This window comes from Legionella parisiensis, assembly GCF_001467945.1.
Classification (GTDB): Bacteria; Pseudomonadota; Gammaproteobacteria; order Legionellales; family Legionellaceae; genus Legionella; species Legionella parisiensis.
Window position 1 is genome coordinate 329,780 of sequence record NZ_LNYQ01000006.1, and the last position, 3,560, is coordinate 333,339.

Consider the following 3,560-nt stretch of genomic DNA (forward strand, 5'->3'; position numbering starts at 1 on the left):
GAGTCTGTTCGGGATCATCCGCATTATCTATAATTAAATCAACACATATAAAATAATTGTCACTATGTCGCCAGATGCGCATAATAAATCGATTAGTCTGCTCTTTCTTATTCTATTTACAGTAATAGTGCTGAGCATTCTCTTGTTATCTGGTGGTGGAGCAGGATTTATGCTCGCTCCCATGGCTTGCGATAGTCCAACTTCATGTAGTGGAACATTTAGTCACTTGGCTGTTTCTATGGTTATGCTATATCCAATCGTACTTATAATTTGTTTAATTTGGGGCTGGGTATGCTATTTTTCTCAACAGTATAATAGATCCTTGTGGGTATCCTGGGGTTGCTCTATTGCATGGTTAGTTTTTGTTTTTATTAATCTTAATTAGAAACATTGAAAGACACTCAAGGCCTGGCTCCTCAATTCATAAACTTTATTTATGATTTATTTAACAAAGATCATAAGGTCGAAGCTAATGGGCCACCCCATTAGTTTTATACAACTTAAACTGGAGCTCATTTTAAGTCTTAAAAATAGTCTTAATAAGCAGACTTCATTAAATATCTAAAAAACAACGAACATTGGATACACTGGCAAATGCCAGACTATATCTGAGCTATGCTATAATCATACGTGAAAACAACGCATCTACTAAGAAATAGTTTTGAGAGGTTTTATGGCTAAGATTGTATATTTTTCATTTGATTTTGATGGGTGCTTTAGTAATGAAACGTCAAGTGTAGCTCTGGGCATAGGGTGGGAAAATTCAAAATCTAAAGAGGACGCGATAGCTGCTTATATTACAGCGAATAGTGAAGTTCTCGAAAAATTCAAAACCCAAAAAGGAGATCAAACCGTTGTTTTAGTGGGTTCTAACCGTCAAACTCCATTTATCGATTTAAAAAATGGAGGAAAAGATGTAAAAACGTTGCTTCCAACCGGTTCGGTCTTTCCTGTAATGGAGGCAATTACCGAAGAATTGGGCGAAAATACAACATTTAATCCCTTTCTTCTGTCTGATTTAGAGGCTGATATAGTTGAGATTGGACAAACCTATAATAAATTTAAAGGCAAGGGATATTTAAAGGATAATGGAACCTATAAGCCTGAGATTACCAGTGAAGATTTCATAAGAGATGGTTTTCCTGAATATAAAGATGATGAAAGTAAAGCCTCGTTATTATTTGCTCAAATGAAACTTGCCGCGATGACAAATCCTGATGATGAAATTGAGTTTAATTTCTACGATGATCGAATTGATATTGTGGAAGGTCTTCAAAACTTTTTTAAAGAGAATCCTGAACTAATACCTGCAAATGTAAGCTTAAACATATTTGGATATTCTGGACCTAAACTAACCCAAGAACATGCGCAAGAAAATCTCTCGCATTTTATATTACATACAACAACGGAATTTGAAAAACTTGGCAATCCAGAAACACAAAATACATTAAATCCAAAAACATTAACAGCATTAACTGATGCCCAAAAAAATAACTTTCCGATAATATTTAGAGATCCAGAAAAAAATGAATTTAAGATATATCGACGTGATATAGATGGTGAATGGGGTTTCGAAGGTTTTGATGGAGTCATTCCTGGTATGGAGCCTCCCGAAAAATTTAAGAATTTGTTCTATAGTGAACTTGGAAGCTCTTATTATATACCTAGCACAAAAGAGCCTGAGGTATCTGACTTTTTAAAAACAGTACATTTTCTACCAATTCCGACAACAAGACCATCAAATAGAGTAGGTGCAAAAGATGTCTACGATTATGGGGATCCAACTCAAATTGTTACTATAAAAGGAGAAGGAAGTATTCCGAAAGAAGTATCTGATTGGAAACCGCTTTATCAAGCACTTCGTCAGTCTACAATAGAGTCTGATACAGGTATTGATAATAAGTTGTCTGTTGCAATAAATTTCTCTTTGCCCGCTTTTATAGCTAACACCTACGCTGATCCAGATACCCCAGTTCCTTCAGAAATTCAAACGTTTATTTCCGAGAAATTAAGTAAGATGAATCCTCCGGATATTGCTTCACTTCTTATTGATAGCAAAATAAGTGTTCAAGCAATAGCAAAAATACTTGAGAATAAGGAAAACAAAAATGAAATAATGAATCAAATAATAGAAAAAAATACTAGTGAAATAAAAAAACTGGAAACAACATTGCAAGGTGAGTTGGAACCTGAAGAGCGTCTTCAGAGAGAAGCTTCTTTACTTGAACTTTATAAGTCAACGATTAACTTGCGCAACCGAAATCTTTTATTAAAAGAAATCCCTCAAAGTGAAAATTTAAGAGATGCAAGGAAAGCACTTTGTACTTCGATTGAAGAGGCAATGAAATCACCTACGCTATCCCTTGATGATTGTCAAAATATATCGAAAGTTATCGCTCACGCGAACATTGCCATAGATCCAAAAGTAAATCGCGATGTTCAATTTAATTCCATTTGTGAACTTGGTGAGCTTTCTGACAATCTCACTGGTAAAAAGTCGCAAATTTTGGGAGCGGTGGCTGTAGCTTGCGGGATCCTCGCTGTTCTCGCTGCAATAGTAGCGGTTGCCCTTGCGCCAACGGGTATTGGTTTGATAATTGGTTTCGCTGTAGCAGGAGCATTAGCAGCAGCAAGCATTAGTACTGCAATTGCATCTAAGGTTACTGAATCCGATTTGTCAAAGAAAACAAGAGATTTCAAGAGCGAACTTGAAGAAATAAGGAAAGAGGATGATTTAGGTGAAGATCGGGATCAAATTATTCAAAGTGAGTTTCATTAAAAATATATCCTTGTGCCTTACAATTTTAAATAATTCGACGTGACAGCCTAGTGCTTGTAAATTGAATATAATTAATAAGTTATGATGTATTAACTTGATTTTAGAAGACACGTATTTCAAGTAAAGGTGGTTAACGTATGAGGAAGCAGTGCAACGGTTTAAGATAACTAAGGCAAGCATTAGTGCGGTGGAATAAAGAAAAAGACCCGAAATAAGTCCGCACTAAAGATAGACATGGAGCAGTTAAACACTGATGTTATCAGCTATAAAAAAAACTGTTTCATCCCAAAGCAAATGTAACGAAAAGATTGATATTCCAGGAGCTGATACAAACGTATAAGTTAAAGCCACAGCCATTATGAAAGTGGCTCTGCCCATAATATGCCAAGGACTCCTGGATACTCACTTAAGAGGCTGCGATGTTATGGCTCTAAGGATAGGGGAGCTCGTTGCGAACTAATCCTATAGGCGCCTTGCTATGGAGATAGGTTACTTACCGTTAGTCTTTTTGAAGGTACAATAAATAGGGATTCGTTTGAAAGCTGGATTGAACTGGATTTGCTTCCTAAACTTCCATCGAACAGTGTTATCATTATAGATAATGCGACATTCCACAAAAAATTCTACTAAAGAACTTATCGATAAAACAAGGCATATTCTGGAGTTCCTGCCACCATACTCTCCAGATCTCAATCTGACGTGGTCAAGTAATTTAAGACACACCAGTTAAGCAACTTTCTTTAAACCCCGTCCTTCATACTCCATTTCAAATTGGTTGGGA

Annotated in this window: 1 protein-coding gene; it reads left to right on the top strand. The window is 36.1% G+C overall.

Features of this window, described 5'->3' with window-relative positions; all coding sequences use genetic code 11:
• Nucleotides 1-673: 673 nt before the first annotated feature.
• A complete protein-coding gene (locus Lpar_RS02585) occupies nt 674-2,779 on the top strand; it encodes a hypothetical protein (RefSeq protein WP_058516432.1) in 2,106 nt (701 codons plus the stop codon).
• The last annotated feature ends 781 nt before the right edge of the window (nt 2,780-3,560 follow it).

What these genes read in the sequence shown, in the direction of transcription:
- Lpar_RS02585 (WP_058516432.1), top strand. Translation starts at nt 674, where the DNA reads ATGGCTAAGATTGTATATTTTTCATTTGATTTTGATGGGTGCTTTAGT.